Here is a 26,209-nt window from a genome sequence, read left to right as displayed (position 1 = left end):
GGGGCAAGGGGGTTTGGTGTGCGGGAACAGCTTTGGCGGATCAAGGCGATGACGGGCGCCAGTGCATCGCGCAACACCATTTTCTTAACCGAATAGCGCGCGCTGGAAATGCATCCTAGGGTTTAGTATTGGTAAGGCATTAGGGTTAGAGGCGCGCTATTTGAGCCTCGCCTCAGATGTTTTCGAAGTGTGGAGGGCAGATATTTGGCCTTAAGATATGTGTTGAGTTCGTTGCTGGGCCTTCTCCTTCTGGCCCAGTCGGGTTTTGCGCAATCGTCAGATGACGTTTTTGGCGTGATCTCCAAATTCAGTGGCGACCTTTATACCCTCGGTGAGTTGACCGGGGGCAGTGAGGCTGAGTGGACGCAGCTGGAACAGTCCTCTGCTGACAAGTTGAAACTGGCTTTGGCGGGGATGGATCAAGATGCGGACTTATTGAACGCCAAAGGTCGCACGCCGCTTCATGAAGCCTCGGCCCTGGGATTTGGTCATCTTGTTGAAGTTATGCTTCAGGACGACAGGCTTCTGGCTTTGCTTGATAGGCAGGACCAGGACAGTCTGACCGCTTTTGAACACGCGCTTTTGGCGATGAAGGAAAACCTATTGGCATGTCATCCGAGGGCCGAAAATCCTTTCGTTCTGGTGCCCTACTACGTGACTTTGCCATATTATGAGGTTCGTCAGCCCTATCCCAAGGTTCAAGCTTTGCTGCAGTCCGCTGGGGCCAAAACAGGCAGCGATACGGCGAAGGAGGTTTGGGCAGCGTGGTGCACTCAGGATGATGAGGACGCCCGCGCTCAGGTCAGTGATGCAGTAAATCTATATGCAACGCTGAAAGAGATTTCGCAGAACGAGCGGGATGCGGCACTGCTAGCGGAAATAGAAAAGCAGGCAGATCTTTACCGTGAGTTGGTCCAAAACCTATCCGGCGCCAGTCGCCCCTCTGCGGAAGAGGTAAAGCTTTTCATTGATCAACTGTATCGTGACAAAGGGTTCGAGCCACCCGATGAATGAGACGGCGGCTGTGGAGAAATTGTCTGTAGTCTTTTGCACGGCTTGCCGCGGTCATCCATGCGGCGATCAGCGTTTGCTGGTGGTTTGATTGAGCGTCAGAACGCCTTGTGAGGCCGGTGTTTCTGCGGGGATGAGCGTTGTCCCCCCAAAAAAGCCATGTCCTCAAACCGTGTTGGCAAACAAAAAAGTTATAGGGAGCAGGTTGGGCAGTTGATCGGAGTTTCAAGTATTTGGCGGGAATGTTGCGATCAGAATGCCAACCCGTGGCGACCTGGATGCTGGACGGCGACTACAGCGGGTCGGGCAATCTGATTTCTGGGGCCTCTTCAGGGGAAATGAATTCGACACGCGCACGATCATCCAAGGTTTCAGCGAAGCGGCCCAAATAGCGCATTCCGGGATAAACATCAGATTTTGTGTTGTCGTCTCTGCCAGAAATCTCTTCATTGGTCAGCGTTTGGGGTCTTTTGTGGCATCTTGCTGCCTTGTCGTCGAAGCGCACAGGATCCAACCGAAACGCAATACATCCAATTTGTCCTTCATCCAGAACAAAGAGGCCGGCCTCTGCGAGATACAAGTTTGACCCTCTCCACCAGCCTGTGTCTTCGAACAGCTCGCGTGATATTATCTCACCACGATGCTCCACGGTCAGTGTCCGCCGCCAATCGCTCTGGAGGCTGAACATTCCGCTGACCGTCAGAGACACCCGCACGCCGCCGTCCAGATTAACAGAAGCCTGATGCGCGCTATTGCAGCCAGCCAAAAGGGCCACCGTTGAGAAAAAAGCCAAGACAATGCGCATGGGACACCTAAAACTGAAATTCGATTGAGGTTGGTTCGTGCGGGACCTGCCGTCAACGGCCTATTCACCCCCTTCAAGCATTTTTCTCAGCGGGAAGGGGCCCAACACGACTTAGCAACATGGCCAAAAAAAACGCCCCCCGAAGGGGGCGCAGTCAGGCAGGTCGGTGTTTTGGGATAGCCCGGACACGGGGCCGTTAGGCCGGCTGTGGGGCCAGTGCGTTTTGGGCGGCGGTGCGGCCCATTTCGGTCAGCTCTTCGATGGAGGGCAGGCTGGCATAGGCGCCGAGACCCAGTTTGGCCTGGCCCCAGATCAGCGGGTGCAATTCCTGCAGGTGGTCGCGCTGGATCCAGTCCAGCGCGGCGCGCAGGCGGCTCAGCCCTTCGCGGGTGGCACGGCGATGGGCGGGCAGGGCGGGCAGGGTCACGGCGCAGAAGGCAGCCCAGGTGTTGACCACATGCTGGTCCGGGGCCCGCTCCAGAATATCGCGCATTCCATCCAGGAAGAAATCCGCATCAAGAAGCTCCAGCGCCCCGGGATCCACGGACAATGCGTCCAGATAGACCCAGGCGTAGCCGCCGGCGCCCCACAGATCCTCGGTCATCAGCGCGACACGGCGCGCCTCAACCTCAAGCATCTGATAAGAGCCAAACCACCGGGGCAGCAGGTGGTTGCCAAAGGCCCGCATATGGCGCGGATTGCCCGGGTCCAGATCGATCAGGTCTTCGTAGTCATCCGCCAGTCTGGCATCCGGTTCCACCGCCGCAGCGAGCAGGGCGCAGCGGCAGGCCGCCAGAGCGGGGCTGTCATGTTCGAAGGGGCTGAAACGGTCCAGCAGGGCTTCTGCGCGCGCCATATGGCGCAGGAAGGATTGTTGCCGCTGTGGCGGCAAAGCATCGTGCCAGCCCTCACCGCGCCAGGCCCAGGCGAAATCAATATGGGCTTGGATCAGCACAAGGGCGACACCAAAATCTTCGGGGTGATCTTCCAGCACCTCTTCGAGGGCAGAGATGCCTTCGCGGGGGGCATGTTGCGGCAAAAGCGCGGGATCGCTGAGGATCTGTTCCACCGGCTGCACCACATCCAGGCGGGCACCGCGGGACAACAGATCGGCCAGACCCATGCCGCCGGGGGTGCAGTCCCGGCTTTGATCTGCCGCGCGGATTTCCTCAGCCAGCTCATCCCAACGGTCCTGACGGGCCAGAAACTGGCCGCGTGCTTCGATCTGCTGACGCAGGCTGTCTTCGGCGCTGGTGGGTTTTTCTGGCAGGTCCAGGCGACGGGTTTGCGCCCCGGGGGTCGACAGGTCGGTCGAAAGGGGGCGTTTGGGGGCGGCGGCATTCCGCCATGTCGGTCGCAATTTGCTGAGCAGAGTGGGGCGTGCAAACGTGGCTTTGATCATGGGGCTCTTCTTTTACTTGGCAACGGGTACTGGATCACTTGTTACCCCACCAATGTCGCGCCGCTTTCGGGCGGAAAGAAGGCAGCCCGAAGGAGCTTTCGGGCAGAAACTGCGGAGGGTTTGGCGGCAATTGGGTCAGATATGGAAACAACCGTCAGGTGGCTGACGGATTGCGCCTGAAACGACGGTTTTACTGTCGATATTTCGACAATTGTCAGGATTCTTACGCGTCCGGCGGCCGCTGACGCCTTTTGCAGGATCAGTGGCTGAGGCGCCTTGGCGGCGGCAGATCGCAGGATTCGCGGCCGCGTTGTGTGCAGCGGCCCCGGCGTGAGAAATGCGCCGGGGCCGCCGATATTGATAAGCCGTTAGCTGCCGCGAATGCGGGTCAGCATTTCGGTGGTGTCGCGGCTGAGGCCGTCCTGCGCCAGAATGCGGTCCAGCTGGGCGGCGATCAGCGCCTGACGGTCACTGTCATAGCGTTTCCAGGTTTCAAAGGCGGAACACATCCGCGCGGTGGTCTGCGGGTTCAGCGGATCCAGTTTGATCAGCCAGTCCGCCAACAGCTTGTAGCCCGCCCCATCCGCACGGTGGAACCCGGCGGGTGACATGGCCAGCGCCCCCAGGGTGGCGCGGAACCGGTTGGGGTTTTTCATGGTGAAGTCGGGATGCTGGGTCAGCGCCGATGCCACCTCAGCGGCCTGCGCCGGATCGGCCATGCTGATTTGCAGGCCAAACCATTTGTCGATGACCAGACGGTCCTCTTTCCATTGCTTATAGAAGGCGGCAACGGCCTGTTCGCCTTTGCCTGCCGTCAACAGCGCGGCCAGCGCGGCCAGTTGCTGGGTCATATTGTCGGCGCTGTCGTACTGCGCCTGCGCCGCCGTGCCGCCATCGACACGGGAAATCAGCGACAGGGCGGCATTGGCCAAGGACCGTGCACCGGATTGTTCGGCATCGGGCTTATAGGCCTCGGTCACCTGATACTGGGCATAGATGCGCGGTAGCACGTCCTGCATATGGGTGGCCATCGCCATTTTCAGGGTTTCCAGTGCCTCATAGATGGCCTGCGGATCCGGCGTGTGGCCCTGATCCACCAGCGTCTGGGCCAGATCATCCTGACTGGGCAGCCCCAGCGCCAGCGCGCGGAAGGCGGGGTCCAGGCTGTCATCACGCAGCACCTGCAGCACCGCATCCAGATAAGCCCCGTCAGGTGCGGCGCCGTTCAGGATCATCTCCACCAGGCCGGCGCGGGCCAAGGCGCGCCCGGCCTCCCATTTGTTGAAGGGGTCGGTATCATGGGCCAGCAGGAAGGCGCGCTCAGCGTTGCTGCTGGCGCGTTCCAGAATGACCGGCGACGAGAAGCCGCGCAGGATTGACGGCGTTGGCCGTGCGGTCAGCCCCTCAAAGCGGAAGCTTTGGGTTGCCTCGGTCATTTCCAGCACCGTTGTCGGCACCACCTCATCGCCATTGGGATTGAGCAGCCCCACCGCAATGGGGATCACCCGCGGGTCTTTCTGATCCTGACCGGGAGTGGGGGGCGTGGACTGGCTGAAGGTCAGTGTGAAGGTGCCATCTTCATAGGCTTCCTCCACCGCCAGTCTGGGGGTGCCGGCCTGTTCATACCAGCGTTTGAACTGGGTGAGGTCGCGGCCGGTGCTTTCCTCAAACACGGTCAGCCAATCCTCAATGGTGGCCGCATCGCCGTCATGACGCTCAAAATAGAGGTCCAGCGCCTTATAATAGGCGTCATCACCCACAAGGGTTTTCAACATGCCGATCAGCTCGGCACCCTTTTCATAGACGGTGGCGGTGTAGAAGTTGTTGATCTCCACAAAGCTGTCAGGGCGCACGGGATGGGCCAGCGGGCCGTTGTCTTCGCGGAATTGGCGGGCGCGCAGGGCGATGACGTCTTCGATCCGCTTCACCGGTTCCGAGCGCATGTCTGCGGTGAACTGGGCGTCACGGTAAACCGTCAGCCCCTCTTTCAGGCACAGTTGGAACCAGTCGCGGCAGGTGATGCGGTTGCCAGTCCAGTTGTGGAAATACTCATGCGCAATGATCGCTTCGATCCGTTCGAAGTTCATATCGGTGGAGGTTTCCGCCGAGGCCAGAACACAGGAGGAGTTGAAGATGTTCAGCCCCTTGTTTTCCATCGCCCCCATGTTGAAGTCATCCACCGCCACGATGTTGAAGATGTCGAGGTCATATTCACGGCCATAGACCTCTTCATCCCAGACCATCGACTTTTTCAGCGCCTCCATCCCGAAGGCGCATTTGCCCTCATCACCGGGACGGACGTAGATGTTCAGCTCGACCTCTTTGCCGGATTTGGTGGTGAATGTGTCAGGGTGGTTGATCAGCTCCCCGCCCACCAGCGCAAAAAGGTATGCTGGTTTCGGCCAAGGATCATGCCATTCTGCAAAGCCCTCGCCAGAGGCAACCGGATTGCCGTTGGACAAAAGCACCGGCAGGTCACTTTCGATCCTGACCGTAAAGACCGACATCACATCGGGGCGGTCGGGGTAATAGGTGATTTTGCGAAAGCCCTCGGCCTCGCATTGGGTGCAATACATGCCGTTTGACATGTAAAGCCCTTCCAGCGCGGTGTTGGTGGTAGGGCTGATTTCCACCTCCGCTTCCCAGACAAAGGGCGCATCCGGCACAGCACAGGTCAGGCCGCCGACCACCAGATCCGGGGTGACCTCCGCGCCATCGATCTTGGTCGAGATCAGCTGCAAATCCTCCCCATGCAGGAAGAAATCCTTGCTGCTGGCGTCAGGATTGGGGCGGAAAGTGATGCGCGACAACACCCGCGTCGCCTCAGGCGCCAGACGGAAGGTCAGATGCACATCCTCCACCAGATAATTCGGCACCTGATAATCGCTGAGGTAGATCTTCTGCGGGGCGGCGTCTTTCATCGACTGTCTCCGAGTACGGGTTTCACGTTTGGTTGTGGCGGAGGGTAGGGCGGTTTTAGCAGGGCTTCAATGCCGTGGAATTCAGGTTTGCTGAATTATCCACCGGAAAGGAGACCGCACAGCCCATTGCGCGCTGGTGCGCAGCAAAACACTTGGGCGGAGCGGGTGGGTAACGCTAATGTGACGCCATCGCACAACAGCTTTGACAGGCCTAATATGACACGTCCCATTGTCGGCATCATCGGCAACCAGCATCTGATCAATGACAGCTACCCCGTACATGCGGTGGGGCATATGAATTCAGAAGCGGTGGCGACCGTGTCCAACTGTCTGCCGATGCTGATTGCGCCAGATCCGCGGCTGGTCACGGTTGAGGAACTGCTGGAGGCCTGCGATGGCTTCATCCTGACCGGTGGTCGCCCCAATGTGCATCCCGAAGAATACGGTGAGGCCGCGACCGAGGCGCATGGCGATTTTGACCGCTGCCGCGATGCGATCACCCTGCCGCTGGTGCGGGCCTGTGTGGAACGCGGCCAGCCCTTCATGGGGATCTGTCGCGGGTTTCAAGAGGTGAACGTGGCGATGGGCGGATCGCTCTACCCGGAAATTCGTGATCTGCCCGGGCGGATGAACCACCGGATGCCGCCGGACGGCACCCTGGAAGAGAAGTTTGCCCTGCGCCATACGGTGAAGTTTTCCGCCGCCGGCCCCTTCCATCAGATGATGGGCGCGCAGGAGGTGATGACCAACACGTTGCACGGGCAGGGCATCAAGGAGCCGGGCGCGCGCATCGTGATTGACGGCTATGCACCCGATGGCACGCCCGAGGCGATCTTTGTCAAGGACGCGCCGGGCTTCACCTATTCGGTACAATGGCATCCCGAATGGGACAGCGCCAATGACCCCGTCTCGCGCCCGCTGTTCGAAGCCTTCGGCACCGCCACCCGCGCCTATGCGGAGGCCCGGCGGGCCCATCCGCTGCGCCAAAGCGCTTAATCCAGACCTATCAGCCGCAGCAATGCCGGGGCGGATAGGCTGAGGGCCAGCACCATCAGGCACAGGCCAAGCCCGATGTTCAGCATCCGCCGCCGGCGTGCGGTGTGCAGCAGCCGTGTCAAATTGTGACCCAGCACCGCCCAGGCGCCGATACCGCAGAAACATACGATGAAGTACAGGGCGGAGAACTGCATCAATTCCAACGTTTTGCCCTGTAGATTGAACAGGGCGACGCCGCTCAGGCAGGCAATCCAGGCCTTGGGGTTCATCCACTGCAGCGCCGCCCCCTGCCAGAATCCGGGCACCGGGATCTGGCGGGTGTCCAGCGTGCCCTCGGCGCGCAGCAGGCCGTAGCCGAAATAGAGGATCACCAAGGCGCCCAGGCAGCTGATCACATCGACCGCGCCGTCGGGCAGCGCCTGTGTGGCGCTGAGGCCCAGACCGGTCAGGATCAGCAGCGCGGTAAAACCCACCGTCGCGCCGGTGATGAAGCGCAACGGCGCGCTGACACCGTGGTTCAGCGCGGTGGACAGGATAATCAGGTTCACCGGTCCGGGCGCCAGTGACAGGGAGGCAGCGAAAAGCGCCATCGGCAGGAAGGGGATTGTGAGGGCAGGCATGGGGTCTCCTTTCCGATCAGAGCTAGCCCGGGGGGCAACTGTTCGGTAGAGTGGCGTAATTGAACAGATTGTGCGGAAAAGTGGACTAATGCTGGTGGATCGTTTGAAATCGCTGGGTATCTTTGCCGAATGTGTGCGGCAGGGATCGTTCCGGGGCGCTGGGCGCACGCTGGGCCTGACGCCTTCGGTCGTCAGCTATCACGTCAAACAGCTGGAGGAGGAGCTGGGCCGCCCCTTGCTCTATCGTTCGACCCGTCGGTTGAGCCTTACGGATGCGGGGGAACGACTGGCGGCCTCGGCTGAGGCGATGCTGGGGCTGGCAGAAACCGGGTTGATGCAGGCGCGCGATCCTGAGGCGGCGCTCAGCGGCATGTTGCGGATCACCCTGACCTCGGCCATGGCGGGATCGCCCATTGCGGCCACGCTGTCGCGGTTTCATGCGGAAAATCCGCAGGTTGCGCTGGATCTGCACTACTCCGACATATGGGAGGATCTGGTGGGGGACCGCTATGATCTGGCGCTGCGCTCTGGCGAGATGACCGACAGCAGCCTGATGTGCCGCAAGCTGTGGGATATGCCGCGGGTGCTGGTCGCCAGTCCTGACTTTCTGGCGAAACATCCGCCGATTGCGGCGCCTGCGGATCTAGGCCAAATCCCATGGGTGCGATTTGCAAAAATGAGTGATCAGCGCGTCCTGATCAGCCCGAACGGGCAAGAGGCGCAGGTGCAGCAGGCCGGCAATATCACCGTGAATAATATCGAAGCCATGTCGGATTTTGCGTTTCTGGGCATGGCTTTAGCCTCACCGCCCACCCATTTCGTGGCAGCGGATCTGGCGGCAGGTCGGCTGGTGGAGGTTTTGCAGGAATGGCAGGTTACGCCGATCCCGGTCTATGCGGTGTGGCCCGCCGGGGCGGTGGCCAATCCGCTGACCACGCGGCTTTTGGATATGCTGGCAAAAATGCAGCATTGAGGCCAGATTGGGGCGAATGTCTAGCAAAATTGCCGCAATTACGCCGCCTGCAACAGCTGCGCCTCATGCGCGCGCAGGCAGATCCGGGCGGTTTCACCATAGCCATTGGGGTTGGAACGCAGCTCTGGGAACAGCGCAAACAGCTCCTCGCGCGCAGGCGCGTCAATGGCCGACAGGCCCATCTGACCGGGGTGGAAGCTTTCGCTCACAGCGCCTTCGGCAAAGACCATTTCGTGACTGTCAAAGAGCATGTGCACATAGGTCACCTCTTCGGTCTCAATCTGCTGAATCGAGCCTCCGTTGACCATGTGTTTGGCCGGGATCAGCACTTCGCTGTCGTTGAAGTAGAGATTCGCGGCGGTGGACTGATGCAGCATCCTGTGCTGCGGTGACACCAGCAGCTCACGTTCGTTGCCAATCACCCCTTGGGCAAAGCGGATGGGCGCAAAACGACCGGCCCCTTTGACCGTGCGCTGACCAATCCAGCGCACCGGCTGCACACCGTGATCGCGGGTCAGCACCAGATCGCCGGGCTGCAGGGTCTCAATCAGTCGGGCGCCCTGTGGCGTCCAGATCCGGGTGCCAGTGGTGAAACAGATGACCAAGTTCTCAATGTTTGAGAAGTTGACCACAGTGCCATCGCCCAGCGTTGCCGAGCCTGCCAGCGCATCCGGGTTGGTGTCTGTGAAGGTGATATCGCCCCAGCCGATCTGGCCTGCGAAGTCCAGCGTGTCGCCGCCCGGTTCGTCGGTTTCGCCGCCATCAATGGTGATCGTGCCGCCGCCAAGGGCGGTGTCGTCGATGATGAAGATGTCATCGCCGCCGCCCCCGGTGACGGTATCACCCGAACCAACCAGCAGACGGTCATTGCCTTCGCCGCCATCCATGAGGTCGGCACCGGTGCCGCCGATGATCGTGTCGTTGTCGGCGCCGCCATAAAGCTCATCATCGCCGCCGGCCCCATCCAGAAGGTCATCGCCGTCATTGCCGTAAAAGACGTTGGTCCAAACCACACCATCATCCACGCCCTGACCGTCATAGCCGGTCAGCGTGTCATTCCAGTCCGAGCCGAGGATGCCATCCAGGCCGCTGCCCAGCGTATCGCCATCGGCATGGCCGCCGCTGGCGGTGCTGTTGGCAAGGTCGATGCTGACCCCGGCGTCGGACGCGGTGTAGTCGAGGAAGTCCATCCCCGATCCGGCGCTCAGGCTGTCGCCACCAGCGCCGCCAGCCAGGGTGTCATTGCCGGTGCCGCCATCCAGCGTGTCAGTGGCGTTGCCCCCGGACAGGCTGTCATCGCCTTCACCGCCCGACAGGCTGTCAGAGCCGCCATCGCCGGACAGCGTGTCATCGCCTTCCTGACCAAAGATCGTGTCGGCACCGCCGCCGCCGGAAATGCTGTCATCGCCCGGCTCTTGTGGCAGGGTGTCAAAGTGCAGGTCAGACAGCCACACGGCCTGCGCGCCGTTTTGGCCGTTGCTGTATTCAATCTCGAATGAACTGACCGGCCCGGCGATGGTGATCAGGACCGAACCGCCCAGATCCTGCGGGTTCTCGCCCACCTCATCTGCGGTGATCGTATTGCCAACCAGCGTGTCCCCACCGCCAAGGGTGAAGGTCACTGTGACCGGATCGCCCGCCGCATTCAGCGCGGTGACGGTAACGATATCGGTATGGTTGTTGTCACCCCAGTCGATGTCATTGATGCGGAAGGTGAGGTTTTCCACCTCATCCTGCATTTCCGAACCGGCCACGGCGGCAAAGCTGAAATTGGCGCGCAGCGTGTCGCCATCGCCGTCACCACGCAGATAGACCAGGCTATCGGCGTCAAAGGGTTCGCCTGACCCGACATAGCCTGTGTCATTGGTGTCAATTTCGATGCGCGGGTTGTTGTTGCCGGTGGCGGTGAAGCTGGCAGTGACCTGCATTTCGCCGGTGGTCACGGTTAGGCCGCTGGCGATGCTGTCACCGTTGCTGCCCTGTGCCGTCCAGCTGAGCGTTTCGGAACTGCCGGAGCTGGCGCTTTGGCTGTCCCCATAGATCAGATCAGCGCCGCCGTTGCCGGACACAACATCATTGCCTGCGCCAGCCTCGATCGTGTCGTTGCCGCCCTGTGCCGTGATGGTGTCATCACCGCCACCTGCGGCGATGCTATCGGCGCCCGAGCTGACGCTTTCTCCTTCGCTGTCGGTGTAGCTGCCATCGATCACCTCAGCCTCACCGGTGCCATCGACCACACCGTTGCCGGGCAGGGTGAAGCTGGGCGCTGACACAACGGAAGAGTCGGTCAGCGTGGTCACCGGGCCAAGGCTGGGTTCAAAGTAGACGTTGCCGTCTGTGGCCAGATAATAGGTGCCCGGCTCCAGCTCATCGGTGTAGGGGGTGCCGTTGTAGGTGCCGGTCCAGGTCCACTGACCCGACCCGATGGTCTGATCTGTGGTGAAGGTGACCAGGCTGCCGCTGATCACATCGCCTGCATCCAGCGATCCATCTCCGAGTGTGACCAGATATCCAGACGGCATGTCATGGGCTCCAATAAGGCGCGAGCGCGCGTAAGTGTTTGACTAAAAGCAAGATTAGTGCCGGGCTGCGGCAGGGTTTGGGGCGGAAAGGGGCGACATCGCGGCATATCTGCGCAAGGCCTGAGGGAAATGAGGCAGGCCAAACGCAGCGCATCCACCACGTCTGTCTGATCCGCCAGGAGGGAACAGGGGCAGGAAGCGCTGTGTTTAAAGGGGCTGTGCTAAGTTTGGGTTAAGGCACCGCACGGGGGCAGGGTGGTTCTGCGCTGGGGGCTGGGGCTGATTTGTGTCATCCTTTGGCCTTATTTCCCGGCAACACATCGGCGCGGTAAGGTCTTATTGTTTCTTATTGGGAAACGAGTCGACGCAATGCGCAGCGGTTGTTTCCAGATTTGCGGCCGCAGCCCCTGATAGGGCAACGACCTTAGTGTCATCGCATATAGAACTGGTCGAAGGGCTCAGCTCAGAGTGCGGTGCGCAAATGCCAGAGTTCCGGGAAAAGCTCAACCTCCAACATGCGGCGCAGATAGCTGACCCCACCGGTGCCGCCGGTGCCGCGTTTGAAGCCGATCACCCGTTCCACCGTGGTGACATGGTTGAACCGCCAGCGGCGGAAGTAATCCTCCAGATCCACCAGTTTTTCGGCCAGCTCATACAGCTCCCAATGGGCCTCTGGATCCTGATAGATCTTGGTCCAGGCCGCGGTCACAGCTTCACTGGTCTGATAGGGGGTGTCTGGGGCGCGGTTCAGCACCTCATCCGGCAGGCCAACGGCTTGGGCCAGCGCCGCAAGGGCCACATCATAGAGTGACGGCTGCGCCAGTTCAGCTGTCAGCAGTTCTGTCAGGTCTGCGCGATGAGCATGCGGTTTCAGCATCGCCTGATTGCGGTTGCCCAGCATAAACTCGATCTGACGGTACTGGTAGCTTTGAAAGCCCGAGCTTTGGCCCAGATCCTCACGGAAGCGCGTGTAGTCAGACGGCGTCATGGTGCGCAGCACGTCCCAGGTGGAGTTAAGTTGTTCAAAAATCCGACTGACCCGCGCCAGCATCTTGAAGGCGGGGCGGTATTGGCCGTCTTTCAGCAGATCACGGGCGGCGTGCAGCTCATGCACGGCCAGCTTCATCCACAGCTCAGATGTCTGGTGCTGGATGATAAACAACAGCTCATCATGGGCCGAGGACAGCGGGTGCTGCGCGCTCAGGATCGCATCCAGCCCCAGATAATCGCCATAGGACATCCGCCCGTCAAAGCTCATCTGGGCGCCGTCTTTGGCGGGGTTATAGGGGGTGTTCGGGGTTTCTTTGGTCATCTGTGTCACCTGGAACATCCACTGGCGCATCAGGCGGCAGCGGGGGAATTTGAGTATTTATAGCAAGATGAAGGCGCTGCGGGGGCGCGATTTATCCGGCTGTCAGGTGGCAATAGTGGTGAGGCGGGCCTTGGCCCGCCAGAAGGCCGCCCAGAAACACGGGCGGCACAAAGGGATATGCTGGGTGGGTTCTGGCATCCGGGGTCAGGTGACGCGGTTGCGCACCTTGTATTCCGGCTGATCCCACAGATCGTTAACCATCACGTCCTCAATGATCTCGGCCGCTTTGATCACGTCCTGTTCGTCCACATAAAGCGGGGTGAAGCCAAAGCGCATGATGTCCGGCGCGCGGAAGTCACCAATCACGCCGCGGGCGATCACGGCTTGCATGGCTGCGTAGCCTTCTTTGAAGCGGAAGGAGACCTGACTGCCGCGCACGCTGGCGTCACGTGGGGTGGCCAGCTCCAGCATGGGGCAGCGCGCTTCAACCTCTTTGATGAAGAGATCGCAGAGCTCATTGGAGCGGGCGCGGATCGTTTCCATATCGGTCAGATCCCAGATATCCAGCGCCGCCGCCAGCGCCGCATTGGCCAGAACCGGCGGGGTGCCGACGCGCATACGTTCCACGCCAGCACCGGCGCGGTAGCTTTGTTCAAAGGCAAAAGGCGCATCATGGCCCAGCCAGCCCGACAGCGCAGGCTCGGCCACATCGGCGTGTTTCGGGTTCACATAGATGAAGGCCGGGGCGCCGGGGCCACCGTTGAGGTATTTATAGGTGCAGCCCACCGCGAAATCCGCCTGACAGCCCGCCAGATCCACCGGCAGTGCACCGGCGCTATGGGCCAGATCCCACACGGTGACGATGCCATGGGCATGGGCCTTTTCGGTCAGCGCCTTCATGTCGTGTTTGCGCCCGGTGCGGTAATCCACCTCGGTGATCATCATCACCGCCACCTCATCGGTGAGGTTTTCTGCCACCGCTTCGGGGTCGACGACACGCAGTTCCAGACCCAGGGTGCCATCGCGGTCCAGTGTCTTGATCAGCCCTTCGGCCATATAGAGGTCCGAGGGGAAGTTGCCATTGTCGCTGAGGATCACCTTGCGCGCCGCGGCGGCACCGCCTTTGGCGTGTTGCAGCGACATTGCGGAGGCGACGGCCTGGAAGACCTTGATCGACAGGGTGTCGCCAATCATCACGTGGTTTTCTTCGGCGCCGATCAGACGGGCGATCCGGTTGCCGATTTCGGTTGGGCGCGCCATCCAGCCGGCTTTGTTCCAGCCCGTGATCAGATATTCGCCCCATTCGTCCTGCATCACGCCCGCCATCTTGGCAGGGGCCGCTTTGGGCAGCGGGCCGAGCGAGTTGCCGTCCAGATAGATCATGCCCTCTGGCAGATAGAACATCTCTTTGGTGGCGCTGAAATCGGTCATCTTTTCCTCCCGCTGGCACGTAGTGTGGCACGTCTGCTGGCCCAGGCTGGCCTCTTGTTGTCCTGTGCTTAGCGGAAGGATTTTTGCGATGCACCAACAATTCTTGTGCGAATTTACATCACGTTTCGTGATGTGTTGCTGGAAATGTCTTAGCCGTCTTCGCCCGGGATCGGGATGCCCAAGGCGCGGCGTTTCTTTTTGGAGAGGCCTTCGGCAACCAATTCATAGGACGCGATAAGATGTTGTTTTAATTCACTATCACTGAGGCCTGGGGCCTCATATTGCTGGATCCAGCTCATCCCGCGTGAGGCCAGATAAGGGGCCGGACGCAGGCCCGGCATGTCTGAGAGAACCTCAAACCTCAGCTGGGTCACCTTGAAGGTGAAGGCATCGTGCCCCTCGGCCCAGCCACAGATCGCAAAGACCTTATCGGCCACTTTCCAGACGTCGGAATCACCCCACTGCACCACATGGCTGGTGGCAGTGAGGCCGGCACAGAACTGATTGAACTCATCCCGGGTCATCGCCGCCCCCCTTACATTTCGCCGCCAGAGATCTGCACGGTCTGCCCGTTCATGGAACCGGAGTGTTCACCGCAAAGGAACATCGCGGCCTCGGCCACCTCTTCCACTGTGATCAAGCGGCCATGTGGGTTGGCGCCGACCATCACCTGCAGTGCCTCTTCTTCACTCATGCCGGTGCGTTTCATGATGCTTTCAACGTTTTGCGGCACGATGTTTGTGTCCACATAGGCCGGGCAGAGCGCGTTGAACGTATAGGGTTTGCCGGCGTAATCTGCCGCCAGTGCCCGGATCATGCCGACCATGGCGTGTTTGGTGGCAGTGTAGCAGGCGCCACCTTTCAACCCGCGCAGACCCGCGATGGAACTGACCGCGATCACCCGGCCCCAATCGGTGCCATGCATCGACTTCAGGCATTCGCGGATGGTCAGGAAACAGCCATCGACGTTGATCGCCATCATCTGGCGCCAGAACTCCATTTCAGTCTTATGTAGGGCGCGGCCTTCGGCAATGCCTGCGTTGGGCACACAGATCTGGATCGGGCCACGCGCCGCCACCGCTGCAGCAACGCCGTCAACCACCGATGCCTCCTCGGCCACATCCATCTGTAGTGCGTGCAGGCCATTGCCGGCCTCAGCCTCCAGCACGTCGAGGCGACGACCGGTGATAGTCACCTCAGCGCCCTGTGCCGCCAGGGCTTTTGCGATGCCCAGCCCAATTCCGGTGCCGCCGCCAGTGACCAGCGCGTGTTTTCCCTTCAGATGCATATTCAGTCCTCCCGTGTTGGGGATGACGATAGCCACGCCAGCCCCCGGTGCAAGTCAGAGGCGATCTTCCGCTGGGTCATTTCTGCACATGTGTGTGTTACGGTCTTTACAATTACATTCGCATGAGTGAATTTGATCGTGATTTGAGGTCGGGAGGATCACTATGAAACTGAATGCACCGCTACTGGGCGTTATTGCCGCTGCCACTGCATCTGTTGCTTTGGCCAGCGAAGACATTGCGGATCAATATCCGGGGTCGGAACTGTATTCCAAACCGGTTGAGGTGATCCCGCATGTGTTTTCGGCCATCGGGGCCACCGCACCGCCGACCTATGAGAACTCAGGCCACAACAACAACCTGTCCTTCATCGTGACCGAGGAAGGCGTTGTTGTGGTGAACGGTGGCGCCTCGGTCCGGCTGGCCGCCGCCCTGCATGAGGAGATCAAGGCGGTCACCGATCAGCCGGTGGTTCTGGTGGTCAATGAAAACGGCCAGGGCCATGCGATGCTGGGCAACGCCTATTGGATGGATCTGGGCGTCGATATTCTGGCCCATGTGGATGCGATCGAGGCCTTCACCTCAGAAGCGGATTTCATCCTGCAGGGGATGGAGCGCTACAACCGCGATAAGGCCGAAGGCACCCGAACGGTGACGCCGAACCTCAGCTTTGACGACAGCTACAGCCTGACCCTCGGCGGGGTGCAGATTGAGGTGATGCATATGGGGCCGGCCCATGATCCGGGCGACACGCAGGTCTGGCTGCCGGATTGGGGCATGCTGATCGCGGGCGATATCGCGTTTCATGAGCGGATGCTGCCGATCTTTGAGGGCATCTGCACCTCCTGCTGGCTGGAAACATGGGAGGCCGAGATGGAGCCTTTGGCGCCCACCTATGTGATCCCCGGTCATGGTCACCCGACCAATCTGGCGCAGGTGCGCCGCTACACCTACGACTATCTGAGCGATCTGCGCGCCAAGGTGGGGGCGCATATCGATGAGGGCGGTGATCTGGCGGGCGCCTACTATGTGGATCAAAGCGCTTGGGCGAATCTGGACACCTTTGAGGAGCTGGCGACGAAAAACGCCGGTCGTGTCTTTGAAGAAATGGAATGGGAATAAGCATCACTGCCAACCAAGCAGTCGATTCTATTGGACAATTTGGCCGATCCCGGGATGGGGACAGGTCCAAATTGTCACTCCGAGGCTCCTTCGGGACACAAGGCCGCGGCTTCCCCGCATAAAAGCCCTTGTCGGTCTTGGTTCCGGGCGGGCAGTTTGACCCCGCAGGCGGGATGGCTCCGGCCGTCCCGCCGATAACGGCCGGGTCTGGGCCTGTCAGTGAGATCAGACCGCCCGGGATGAACGCCCACGATCGGCATGGGTGCGGCGCGGGGGACCATTGGTGTCAGGAGAGCAAAATGAAGACATTTGATATCCCTCCGGTGTGGCTTTTGCTGACTGTTTTGCTGGCCTTAGCCCTGCCGCAGGTGGTGCCGGCGGGCCTCAGCCTGAAGAGCCCAATAATTGACCTCCTCAGTGCCGTTTTCTTGGGCGGTGGGGTGATCCTGATCGCGATGGCGGTCAGTCAAATGCGGCGGATGCAGACCACGTTTCACCCCCGAGAGGAGGCCGCGCGGCTGGTCACGGGCGGCGTCTTTAAATGGTCCCGAAACCCTATTTATCTTGGCTATGTGCTGATCCTGGCCGGGGTGATTTTGTGTTTCGATACAATTTTGTCCTTGCCATTGGTGCCTATTTTTCTTTGGTTCATCGAGAAACGTTTTGTCATCCCAGAAGAAAACGCCCTGCGAAAGAAATTTCGCTTAGATTTTGCGCGCTATTGTCAAAAGACGCGGCGTTGGGTCTAAGCCTTGGCTTTACGTTAGGTTTGACATGGGTGCGAAATAGGTATCACAAGGGTGCGTAGTTCTGCGCAATATTATTGCGCGCCCGAATGAGTTAACATCTTCGTTCTAAACGAAGCAACGAACACAGTTCTGAAGGGGGACGTGACAGTTGAAAATCGGAACGCCAAAGGAAATCTTTGACGGCGAAAACCGTGTCGCGATGACGCCGGACTCGGCGCGTCAGCTACAGAAACTCGGCTATGAATGTGCCATCGAGAGCGGGGCCGGTCTGGCCGCGGGCTTCTCGGATGCCACCTATGAGGAGGCCGGTGTTGAGATCGTCAAAACCGCTGCCGCTTTGTGGAAAGGCGCCGACATCATTGCCAAGGTCCGTCAGCCCAATGAAACCGAGCTGAAGCGTCTGAACAAAGAAAAGACGCTGATCTCCTTCTTCAACCCCGGTGGGAACGAAGAGGGCATGGAACTGGCCAAATCCAAAGGCGCCAATGTGATCGCCATGGAAATGGTGCCACGGATCAGCCGCGCCCAGAAAATGGATGCGCTGTCCTCCATGGCCAATATCGCCGGCTACCGCGCGGTGATCGAGGCGGGCAACAACTTTGGCCGTTTCTTCACCGGTCAGGTGACCGCTGCGGGTAAAGTGCCGCCAGCCAAAGTGCTGGTTGTGGGCGCGGGTGTGGCCGGTCTGGCCGCGATCGGCACCTCCACCTCGCTGGGTGCGATCACCCTGGCGTTCGACGTGCGTCCCGAAGTGGCTGAGCAGGTTGAGTCCATGGGCGCTGAGTTCGTCTATCTGGACTTCGAAGAAGAGGGCACCGATGGCGCCGCGACCGGTGGCTATGCCTCGGTTCAGTCCGATGAGTTCCGCGAAGCGCAGCTGGCCAAGTTCCGCGAACTGGCCCCCGAAGTGGACATCGTGATCACCACCGCGCTGATCCCGAACCGCGAAGCGCCTGAGCTGTGGACCAAAGACATGGTCGAGGCGATGAAACCGGGTTCGGTCATCGTGGACCTTGCGGCGGAAAAGGGCGGCAACTGTAAGCTGACCGTCGCAGACGAGAAGATCGTGACCGAAAATGGCGTGACCATCATCGGTTACACCGACTTCCCGTCGCGGATGGCGGCGCAGGCCTCCAGCCTTTATGCCACCAACATCCGTCACATGATGGCTGACCTGACCCCTGAAAAGGACGGCCAGATCAACCACGACATGGAAGATGACGTGATCCGCGGCGCGACCGTGACCCATCAGGGTGAGATCACCTTCCCGCCGCCGCCGCCGAAAGTGCAGGCAATTGCGGCCCAGCCGAAACAAGAGGTCAAGGAACTGACCCCGGAAGAGATCCGGGCACAGGAAGTGGCTGAGTTCAAGAAGCAGACCAAGAACCAGGTGACCCTGCTGACCGTTGGCGCGGTTCTGCTGTTGGGCGTTGGTCTGGTGGCCCCGGCCAGCTTCATGCAGCACTTCATCGTGTTTGTTCTGGCGGTGTTTGTCGGCTTCCAGGTAATCTGGAACGTTGCGCACTCGCTGCACACCCCGCTGATGGCGGTGACCAACGCGATCTCCTCGATCATCATTCTGGGCGCGCTGATGCAGATCGGCTCGGGCTCCTTCCTGGTGATCCTCCTTGCCGCGCTGTCGGTCTTCATGACCGGGATCAACATCTTTGGCGGCTTCCTCGTGACACGGCGCATGCTCGCCATGTTCCAGAAATCCTAAGGAGTAAGGACTTATGGACTTTGGTTTCACGACTGCCGCCTACGTTGTTGCGGCTGTTCTCTTCATCCTGTCGCTGGGCGGCCTGTCCGGTCAGGAAAGCGCCAAACGCGCCGTTTGGTACGGCATCGTCGGCATGGGGCTGGCGGTATTTGCAACCCTGATCGGCCCCGGTGCTGGTCTGTGGTGGGTCTCCATCCTGCTGATCCCGGCGGGCGGTATCATCGGCTACCAGCTGGCCAACCGGGTGCAGATGACCCAGATGCCGGAACTGGTGGCTGCGATGCACTCGCTGGTGGGTTTGGCCGCTGTCTTTGTGGGCTTCATCGCCCACATCGAACTGGGCCGTGTGCTGGCGATGGGCGCGGATGAGAAAAAAGCGCTGGAAGGCTTTGCCAAGCTTTTGGCCAAGAAGGACGCTGTTGAGATCGGCATCCTGCGGGTTGAGCTGTTCCTGGGTATCTTCATCGGTGCAGTGACCTTCACAGGTTCGGTGGTGGCCTATGGCAAGCTGGCGGGCAAAGTGACCTCGGCAGCAACCAAGCTGCCCGGCGGCCATGTGCTGAACGCGGCGGCGGCGATCCTGTCGCTGGTGGCGCTGATCTGGTACTGCAACACTGGTGGCCTGCTGCCGCTGATCATCATGACCATCGCGTCGCTGTTCATCGGCTATCACCTGATCATGGGCATCGGCGGCGCCGACATGCCGGTGGTTGTGTCGATGCTGAACAGCTACTCGGGCTGGGCGGCTGCGGCGATTGGTTTCTCGCTGGGCAACGACCTGTTGATCGTGGTGGGTGCCCTCGTTGGTTCCTCCGGTGCAATCCTCAGCTACATCATGTGTAAGGCGATGAACCGTTCGTTCATCTCGGTTATTCTGGGCGGCTTCGGCGGCGCAGCGGGTCCGGCGATGGAAGTGGAAGGCGAACAGATCGCCATCGACGCTGACGGTGTTTCGACCGCATTGGAAGAGGCAGATAGCATCGTGATCATCCCGGGTTACGGCATGGCGGTGGCACAGGCGCAGCAGAACGTGGCGGAACTGACCCGTCGCCTGCGCGCCAAGGGCAAGAACGTGCGTTTCGCAATCCACCCTGTGGCCGGTCGTCTGCCGGGGCATATGAACGTGCTTCTGGCTGAGGCGAAAGTGCCTTATGACATCGTGCTGGAAATGGATGAGATCAACGATGACTTCCCCGAAACCGATGTGGCCATCGTGATCGGTTCGAATGACATCGTGAACCCGGCCGCGCAGGAAGATCCGAACAGCCCCATCGCTGGGATGCCGGTTCTGGAATGCTGGAAAGCCAAGCAGGTGTTTGTCTCGAAACGCGGTCAGGGCACCGGTTATTCCGGTATCGAAAACCCGCTGTTCTACAAAGAGAACACCCGCATGTTCTACGGTGACGCCAAGAAGTCGCTGGATGACCTGCTGACCCGCATCAGCTGATACCGCTCATGCGTTGAGAATTGGAAGCCCCGCCAATCTGGCGGGGCTTTTTCTTTGCGCCTTAGGGGGCCCTGTTGACCCGTGGTCGCCTTTGACAGTCCTGCGCAAAACCTCTCCTCTGGCGGCAGAGGAGATCGGACATGGATATTCTGGAATTTGGCCGCGGCATTCTGCAGAAACAGCCGTTCAGCGTGCTGCTGGGTGCGGAGCTGGAGAAATTCGAACAGGGCTTTGCCGAACTGCACCTGCCGGTGCGCGATGAGCTGAAGCAGCAGCATGGCTTTGTGCATGGAGGTGCGGTCAGCTACCTGGCGGACAATGCGCTTACCTATGCCGGGGCCTCTGTTCTGGGCCAGGTGCTGACGCTGGAGATGAAGATCAACTATTCCCGCCCCGCCATTGGGGAACGCCTGATCGCCCGGGCCGAGGTGGAAAGCCATGGCAAACGGCAGGCGGTTTGTTCCTGCAAAGTCTACGCGCTGAAAGACGGGGAAGAGAAGCTCTGCGCGATTGCCCAGGGCACGGTGCTGGTCACTGGTTAAGGGGCTGCTGCTGCCTCAAACCGTTCGCCTGCGCGCACCGGTTGGGGCAGGGTGTTTTCAGCAGGAGACAGCGGGCAGACATAGCCATCGCCAAAGGCACACGACGGCGTGTAGGTAAAGTTGAAGTCGCAGATCAGCCTGCCATCACGGTTGAGCCCCAGATCTGCGCCTTTGATCGCATCGATCAGATACCGCCCGCCGCCATAGCTGCCATGCCCGTTGGTTGCGTCGCGAAACGGCAGGAACAGCCCGCCACCGTAGCCTTCGATCCAATAGAGTGTCAGCTCAGCCCCAGGGCGCTGCAGGCCACGGGTTCGTGCCACCGGGCGGGCCTGCATCAGGCCATCCGCGCCCAGATCAAACTGCAGCGGCGCAGCACCCGTCACGGGATCCAGAGACACCTCAAACCGCAGGCTGGGATCATAGGGGAAGACCGGGATGTCATAATGGCCGGACCGCGCCTGTTTGGGCAGCGGCGACATCGGGTGACATTGGAACATATGGCTGCGGGTTTCATGCCAGAGCGCCCAGCCGGCACGGGCGTCCCGGGTGGCGCGCACCGCAGCATATAGGTCATTGATCCGGCGCCGCCAATCGGCCAGCGCATAGGCATCGGGGCCATGGTAGGTCTGAGGGGGGCAGGCCTCGTTCATTGCAATCCTCCGTGATCCCTTAGACGTAGAGTTGTACGGGCGAAAAACAACCCTGACCCTGTGTTGTGCTGCCCGCATTCCCCGGGGCATTCCGCGGCCGTTTGCGTGGGGGAGTGCGGAATTGTATGCCGAAGTATTCCTTCAACATACTGAAAAATAACTTGTTTTTACATTCTGATCTGCCATCAAAGACACACTGAGATTTGAGGGCCCCCAAGATGTCGATCACAGATCACCCGCTGCGGTACGAATTGGCCAATGAATTGCACGCCCGTCCGTTCCCAACCCTGGATGTGCCCTGCACGGCCGTTTACGTCGCCATCAAGCGGCCTGAACAGGCGGTGGGACGCGACCGGCAGGCGGATCTGCAGCATCTGATTGCCCTCTTGGATCGCCACGGCGCGCCACATCCGCAACCGGGGGCCACGCATTATTCGGGCCGCATTGGCCGCCATGAGGTGAAATGGGAAAGCCACACGGAATTTGTGACCTATACTGCCTTCACCTCCACCCTGTCAGATCGCGCCTTTGACCCGGCAGATTTTGAGGTCTTTCCCAAGGATTGGCTGGCCGAAGCGCCGGGTGTCCGGGTGGCGGCCTGTCATATCCGGGTGCAGAAACGACCTGAGAGTGAGGCGGTTGATACGCTGCTCAGCGATTGGTTTGTGCCCGAAAGCCTGGCGGTCAGCCGGGTGCTGGATGATGACGCGATCCTTGCCGGTGATTTTCGGATCGATCCCGCGGGCCACACCCGGTTTGCGGTTTTTGCCAACACCGAAACAGGCACCCGGCGGGTGGGGCGCATCGTGCAGCGCCTGTGTGAGATTGAGATCTACAAAAGCATGTCGATGCTGGGCTTTGCCCGTGTGAAACAGCTGTCTGCCCCCTTGGGGGAGGTTGAAAAGACCCTGTCGCAGTTGGTGGATCAGCTGGGCGATGAAACCCTGCCGGCTGAGGAAACGCTGGGGCGGTTGCTCTCAACCTCTGCCGCCTTGGAACAGATGGTCACCCGCAATGCCTTTCGGTTTGGCGCGACGGGGGCCTATGAGGCGATTGTGAACCAGCGGATCTCAGTCCTGCGGGAGGAGCGGTTTCAGGGCCGCCAGACCTTCGCGGAGTTTATGATGCGGCGCTATGATCCGGCGATGCGGACGGTGAAATCCACCGAAGGCCGCTTGGCCGATCTGTCAGACCGGGCGATGCGTGCGGGTGAATTGCTGCGCACACGGGTGGATGTGGAACGCTCGGCGCAGAACCAGATGCTGCTGGAAAGCATGGATCGGCGCGCCGACATGCAATTGAAGCTACAGAAAACCGTCGAAGGCCTGTCGGTGGTGGCGATCAGCTACTATGCGGTTTCGCTCGCCTCTTACGGCGGCTATCCGGTGGCAAAGTGGCTCGGCCTCAGCAAGGCCGAGCTGACAGCAGCGCTTACTCTGCCGGTTGTAGCGCTGGTTTGGTGGATTATCCGGCGGATCCAGAAGAAGATGCACTGACCCGCAACAACCGGTCGGTCAGCGCGCCACCGGCTGCAATGGCCAGGATGGCCAGCACAGCGGCGACCGAAAGCGTCGGCACGCCCGACAGGCCCGCACCCAAGGTGCAGCCGCCGGCCAGAACACCACCCACCCCCATCAAGGCGCCACCGCTGAGGTAACGGCCGGTTTGGGCGGGGCTGTCGAAGCTTTGCCATGTGAACTCGCGCCGGATCAGCGCAGCCACAGCGGCGCCTGCCAGCACGCCACCCAACAGGCCGGTGCCGAAGGTAGCCGAGATCGAGGAGGAAGCGATGGTCCAGAATAGCGTTTCCGAGGCGGGCAGGGTGAAGCTGAGGCTTTCCAGCGCCACCGGGTCAAAATCATCATAGAGCACATAGCCGGTGGTGACCCAGCCCGCCGCCGCCAGCAGGCCAATCACCGCGCCGCCGATCAGATGTGAGGGGCGGGCACCCGATCGGGCGGCAACGGTGAGAAGCGCAAAGGCGATAAGCCCTGCCAGGATCGGTCCCGCGCCGGGGAGGGCAGCGCTTTCAAGCGGGACCGTATAGCTGCCGAGTGCTGTACGCAGCGGCGCCAACACACCTTTCAGCGTGGCATGGGCGACGATGGCGAAGACCACCAGCACGGTTAGGGCCCGCAGGTTGCCAGAGCCACAAAGCACGGTCAGGCGGGAGACACAGCCGCGGGTCAGCACCATGCCGGCGCCAAACATCAGACCTCCAAGGGCAATGGCGGCAACGGGCAGGTCAGTGACCATGAAGCGGTGATCGTCGAAGGAGATCAGTTCGTACATGACCGCAAACTGCGTGGCGAGGATGGCCAGCGCCAGCGCGGTCAGCCAGACACCTGCGGCTTGACGTTGATCCGGGCCGCTGACAACCGCGCGGCGGAAACAGAGGCGGGTCACCTGCGCCACAGCGCCAAACAGCACGCCAAGGATCAGACCGGCATAGACGGCCACCTCGGGTGCGGTCTTGTCTTCCAGACCGGGGATGACGGAGAGAGTTTCCAACAGAGCTTCGTACATTTCGTCACCTCACATGCGAACAAATGCACGAATGCCAATATGATTGAGGGAAATCAATCTCTCTGCCGGCTGGATTGGTGGCTCTAAGGGGAACGGTTTCCCGATCGGGGCGCCGCTGCCAGAACGGACGTTTGTGCAGCAAGCTTGGGCAAAGAAAACGGCCCGCTGCGGGGGCAGCGGGCCGTTCCAGTGTTCTTATTTGTGCCTTTAGCGGCCGCGGATCCGGGGATCCAATGCGTCGCGCAGACCGTCGCCAAGGTAGTTCACACTCAGCACCGTCAGCGAGATGGCCAGACCCGGCCAGAACACCCGCTCAGGGTATTGCTGTAGGTAGTCGGTGGCATCAAACAGCAGGCGGCCCCAGGTCGGGAAGTCCGGCGGGAAGCCAAGGCCAAGGAAGGACAGCGCCGATTCCGTGATGATCGCGTTGGCGATCCCCAGCGTGGCCGACACCATGATGGGCGACAGCACGTTGGGCAGGATGTGGCGGGTGATCATCTTGCCGTTTTTGGTCCCGATGGAACGGGCGGCCAGAACGAACTCACGCTCCTTCAGCGCCAGAACGTCACCGCGCACGATCCGTGCGGTCGGCATCCAGCTGGTCACACCGATGGCCAGAACGATAAGGATGAAGATCCCGGTCTCAGGTCCAAAGGCCTGGTTCAGCGTGTCGCGGAACAACAGCACCATAACCAAGAGAAGCGGCAGTAGCGGCAGCGCCAGGAACAGGTCAGTGAGACGCATCAGCGGGCCGTCGAGCTTCTTGAAGAAGCCGGCCAGCACGCCCACCAGCGAGCCCAGGAACAGCGCCAGCAGCATCGCGGTGATGCCCACGGCAACCGAAACCTGACCGCCGGCCATCATACGCGCCAGCGTATCGCGGCCCAGCTGATCGGTGCCCAGCGGGTGGGCAAAACTCGGGCCCTGGTTCCGGGCGCGGATGTCGATGTAGGTCGGGTCATACGGCCAGATCCAGGGACCAACAAACACCGTCAGAACGATCACCAGGAAGATGATACCGCCCAGCAAAGCCCCTTTGTGGGTTTTGAACTGCTCCCACACGGCACGCCATTGGCTGCGCGGCGGGGCAGAGGGCATCGGATCGGACAGGGCGCCGATCGGTGCGGTTTGCTTTTCATCAGTCATAGCGAATCCTCGGGTCCAGGATGCCGTAGAGGACATCGGCAATGATGTTGAAGACCACGATCAGCAGCGCAAAGATAAAGGTCAGCGTCTGCACGGTCGGCAGGTCGTTGGCCTCAATCGCGCCGATCAGCAGATGGCCCAGACCGTTCACCTTGAACACCTGTTCGGTGATGATCGCACCCCCAAAGACCTGCGGCGCCCCCAGGGCAATCACGGTCACAACCGGGATCATCGAGTTGCGCAGCACGTGTACCAGCACCACGGCCTTTTCACCCAGGCCTTTGGCCCGTGCGGTGCGCACATAGTCCTGATTGAGGTTGTCCAGCATCGAGGCCCGCATGAAGCGGCTGATCTGTGCGGCGTTGTAAAGCGCCAGTACAAAGACCGGCATCGCCAGCTGTCGCAGCTGCACAACGAAGCTGTCCCAATCGGTCACCTTATGGGTGGTGTCATAGATCGAGGGGAACCAGCCAAGGTTCACCGAGAAGATCACGATCAACAGAACGCCGGTGAAGAAGGTGGGCACCGAGAAGCCGATCATCGAGATGAAAGTACCAACCTGATCGAAGATCGAATACTGGCGGTAGGCCGAGTAGATCCCGATCGGCAGCGCGATCAGCACACCGATGATATAGGACATGCCCACCACCCACAGGGTCTGCGGCATACGCTGCACAACGATGTCCATAACCGGCGAACGGGTCTGCCAGCTGAGCACGCGCAGCTTGCCTTCGGCGAAGGTGGTGCCAAAGACGTGGTCAAAGAGAACCTGGGGTTCAATCCAGAAGAATTGCACCAGCCATTTGACGAAACGGATGTGCACTGGCTGGCCGAGACCCAGCGCTTCGCGCATCTTTTCCTTTACCTCTGGCGGTACGGTGAGCGGGACCTGTGCCATCGGATCGCCCGGCGCCAGCTCGAGCAATAGGAAGATGACAAGGCTGATGAACAACAGGGTTGGCACGGCCAACACCAATCGTCGAACAGTAAAAGTCAGCATATACGGAGGCCTTTGCGGCTATTCT

General features: G+C 60.5%; 22 protein-coding genes. 9 read left to right on the top strand and 13 right to left on the bottom strand.

What is annotated here, in order from left to right; translation table 11 throughout:
- Positions 1 to 222 precede the first annotated feature (222 nt).
- A complete protein-coding gene (locus tag ACORLH_RS14035; RefSeq protein WP_321828995.1) occupies positions 223 to 1,014 on the top strand; it encodes a hypothetical protein in 792 nt (263 codons plus the stop codon).
- Between the two features lie 289 nt (positions 1,015 to 1,303).
- On the opposite strand, the gene ACORLH_RS14030 is transcribed toward ACORLH_RS14035, so the two are convergent.
- The 3 genes from ACORLH_RS14030 to pepN form a co-directional block, all read right to left on the bottom strand.
- On the bottom strand, positions 1,304 to 1,816 hold the full coding sequence (locus ACORLH_RS14030) for a hypothetical protein (RefSeq protein ID WP_321828994.1): 513 nt from the start codon (positions 1,814 to 1,816) through the stop codon (positions 1,304 to 1,306).
- 196 nt (positions 1,817 to 2,012) lie between these two features.
- Entirely contained in the window at positions 2,013 to 3,218 is a 1,206-nt protein-coding gene (locus ACORLH_RS14025) for a hypothetical protein (protein WP_321828993.1), read from the bottom strand.
- Positions 3,219 to 3,586: 368 nt separating this feature from the next.
- A complete protein-coding gene (gene pepN, locus ACORLH_RS14020; protein ID WP_321828992.1) occupies positions 3,587 to 6,139 on the bottom strand; it encodes an aminopeptidase N in 2,553 nt (850 codons plus the stop codon).
- A gap of 216 nt (positions 6,140 to 6,355) precedes the next feature.
- On the opposite strand from pepN, the gene ACORLH_RS14015 reads away from it, so the two are divergent.
- The gene (locus ACORLH_RS14015; protein ID WP_321828991.1) at positions 6,356 to 7,135 is read left to right on the top strand and encodes a gamma-glutamyl-gamma-aminobutyrate hydrolase family protein; all 780 of its coding nucleotides are present in this window, start codon (positions 6,356 to 6,358) and stop codon (positions 7,133 to 7,135) included.
- Here ACORLH_RS14015 and ACORLH_RS14010 read toward each other — a convergent pair.
- A complete protein-coding gene (locus tag ACORLH_RS14010; protein ID WP_321828990.1) occupies positions 7,132 to 7,755 on the bottom strand; it encodes a LysE family translocator in 624 nt (207 codons plus the stop codon). The two genes, ACORLH_RS14015 and ACORLH_RS14010, sit on opposite strands and share 4 nt — an antisense overlap.
- Before the next feature lie 88 nt (positions 7,756 to 7,843).
- On the opposite strand from ACORLH_RS14010, the gene ACORLH_RS14005 reads away from it, so the two are divergent.
- A complete protein-coding gene (locus ACORLH_RS14005) occupies positions 7,844 to 8,728 on the top strand; it encodes a LysR family transcriptional regulator (RefSeq protein WP_321828989.1) in 885 nt (294 codons plus the stop codon).
- 38 nt (positions 8,729 to 8,766) lie between these two features.
- On the opposite strand, the gene ACORLH_RS14000 is transcribed toward ACORLH_RS14005, so the two are convergent.
- From ACORLH_RS14000 to ACORLH_RS13980, 5 genes are all read right to left on the bottom strand, one after another.
- Positions 8,767 to 11,250 carry a Hint domain-containing protein gene (locus ACORLH_RS14000; RefSeq protein WP_321828988.1) on the bottom strand — a complete coding sequence of 828 codons (2,484 nt, stop codon included), beginning with the start codon at positions 11,248 to 11,250 and terminating at the stop codon, positions 8,767 to 8,769.
- A gap of 463 nt (positions 11,251 to 11,713) precedes the next feature.
- A complete protein-coding gene (gene kynA / locus ACORLH_RS13995; protein ID WP_321828987.1) occupies positions 11,714 to 12,562 on the bottom strand; it encodes a tryptophan 2,3-dioxygenase in 849 nt (282 codons plus the stop codon).
- Positions 12,563 to 12,766: 204 nt separating this feature from the next.
- Positions 12,767 to 13,993 (bottom strand): kynureninase, encoded by a 1,227-nt coding sequence (gene kynU, locus ACORLH_RS13990; RefSeq protein ID WP_321828986.1) that lies wholly within the window; start codon positions 13,991 to 13,993, stop codon positions 12,767 to 12,769.
- A 149-nt stretch (positions 13,994 to 14,142) separates the two neighbouring features.
- The gene (locus ACORLH_RS13985) at positions 14,143 to 14,517 is read right to left on the bottom strand and encodes an MmcQ/YjbR family DNA-binding protein (RefSeq protein ID WP_321828985.1); all 375 of its coding nucleotides are present in this window, start codon (positions 14,515 to 14,517) and stop codon (positions 14,143 to 14,145) included.
- An 11-nt stretch (positions 14,518 to 14,528) separates the two neighbouring features.
- Positions 14,529 to 15,281 (bottom strand): SDR family oxidoreductase, encoded by a 753-nt coding sequence (locus ACORLH_RS13980; protein ID WP_321828984.1) that lies wholly within the window; start codon positions 15,279 to 15,281, stop codon positions 14,529 to 14,531.
- A gap of 163 nt (positions 15,282 to 15,444) precedes the next feature.
- On the opposite strand from ACORLH_RS13980, the gene ACORLH_RS13975 reads away from it, so the two are divergent.
- The 5 genes from ACORLH_RS13975 to ACORLH_RS13955 all read left to right on the top strand — a co-directional run bounded on the left by ACORLH_RS13975 (position 15,445) and on the right by ACORLH_RS13955 (position 20,859).
- Positions 15,445 to 16,401 (top strand): MBL fold metallo-hydrolase, encoded by a 957-nt coding sequence (locus tag ACORLH_RS13975; RefSeq protein ID WP_321828983.1) that lies wholly within the window; start codon positions 15,445 to 15,447, stop codon positions 16,399 to 16,401.
- 299 nt (positions 16,402 to 16,700) lie between these two features.
- Positions 16,701 to 17,150, top strand: a complete 450-nt coding sequence (locus tag ACORLH_RS13970; protein ID WP_321828982.1) for an isoprenylcysteine carboxylmethyltransferase family protein — start codon at positions 16,701 to 16,703, stop codon at positions 17,148 to 17,150.
- Positions 17,151 to 17,298: 148 nt separating this feature from the next.
- A complete protein-coding gene (locus tag ACORLH_RS13965; protein WP_321828981.1) occupies positions 17,299 to 18,870 on the top strand; it encodes a Re/Si-specific NAD(P)(+) transhydrogenase subunit alpha in 1,572 nt (523 codons plus the stop codon).
- A gap of 13 nt (positions 18,871 to 18,883) precedes the next feature.
- Positions 18,884 to 20,317, top strand: coding sequence for an NAD(P)(+) transhydrogenase (Re/Si-specific) subunit beta (locus ACORLH_RS13960; protein ID WP_058243898.1), 1,434 nt, complete (start codon positions 18,884 to 18,886; stop codon positions 20,315 to 20,317).
- A 140-nt stretch (positions 20,318 to 20,457) separates the two neighbouring features.
- The gene (locus ACORLH_RS13955; RefSeq protein WP_058243899.1) at positions 20,458 to 20,859 is read left to right on the top strand and encodes a PaaI family thioesterase; all 402 of its coding nucleotides are present in this window, start codon (positions 20,458 to 20,460) and stop codon (positions 20,857 to 20,859) included.
- Here the strand turns inward: ACORLH_RS13955 and ACORLH_RS13950 are convergent.
- A complete protein-coding gene (locus ACORLH_RS13950; RefSeq protein WP_321828980.1) occupies positions 20,856 to 21,512 on the bottom strand; it encodes a DUF1684 domain-containing protein in 657 nt (218 codons plus the stop codon). The two genes, ACORLH_RS13955 and ACORLH_RS13950, sit on opposite strands and share 4 nt — an antisense overlap.
- 218 nt (positions 21,513 to 21,730) lie before the next feature.
- Here ACORLH_RS13950 and ACORLH_RS13945 point away from each other — a divergent pair, with 218 nt between their 5' ends.
- Entirely contained in the window at positions 21,731 to 23,008 is a 1,278-nt protein-coding gene (locus tag ACORLH_RS13945) for a DUF3422 domain-containing protein (protein ID WP_321828979.1), read from the top strand.
- Here the strand turns inward: ACORLH_RS13945 and ACORLH_RS13940 are convergent.
- The 3 genes from ACORLH_RS13940 to ACORLH_RS13930 form a co-directional block, all read right to left on the bottom strand.
- Positions 22,977 to 24,038: a YeeE/YedE family protein gene (locus tag ACORLH_RS13940; RefSeq protein ID WP_321828978.1), complete on the bottom strand. Its 1,062-nt coding sequence runs from the start codon at positions 24,036 to 24,038 to the stop codon at positions 22,977 to 22,979. The two genes, ACORLH_RS13945 and ACORLH_RS13940, sit on opposite strands and share 32 nt — an antisense overlap.
- 207 nt (positions 24,039 to 24,245) lie before the next feature.
- Positions 24,246 to 25,184 carry an ABC transporter permease gene (locus tag ACORLH_RS13935; protein WP_321828977.1) on the bottom strand — a complete coding sequence of 313 codons (939 nt, stop codon included), beginning with the start codon at positions 25,182 to 25,184 and terminating at the stop codon, positions 24,246 to 24,248.
- Entirely contained in the window at positions 25,177 to 26,184 is a 1,008-nt protein-coding gene (locus tag ACORLH_RS13930) for an ABC transporter permease (protein WP_321828976.1), read from the bottom strand. Before ACORLH_RS13930 ends, ACORLH_RS13935 begins: the two co-directional genes overlap by 8 nt.
- Positions 26,185 to 26,209 lie beyond the last annotated feature (25 nt).

Origin of the sequence: Thalassovita sp. (assembly GCF_963691685.1) — a bacterium.
In the GTDB taxonomy this organism is placed as follows: domain Bacteria; phylum Pseudomonadota; class Alphaproteobacteria; order Rhodobacterales; family Rhodobacteraceae; genus Thalassobius.
This window is presented reverse-complemented; position numbering and strand designations above follow the sequence as displayed.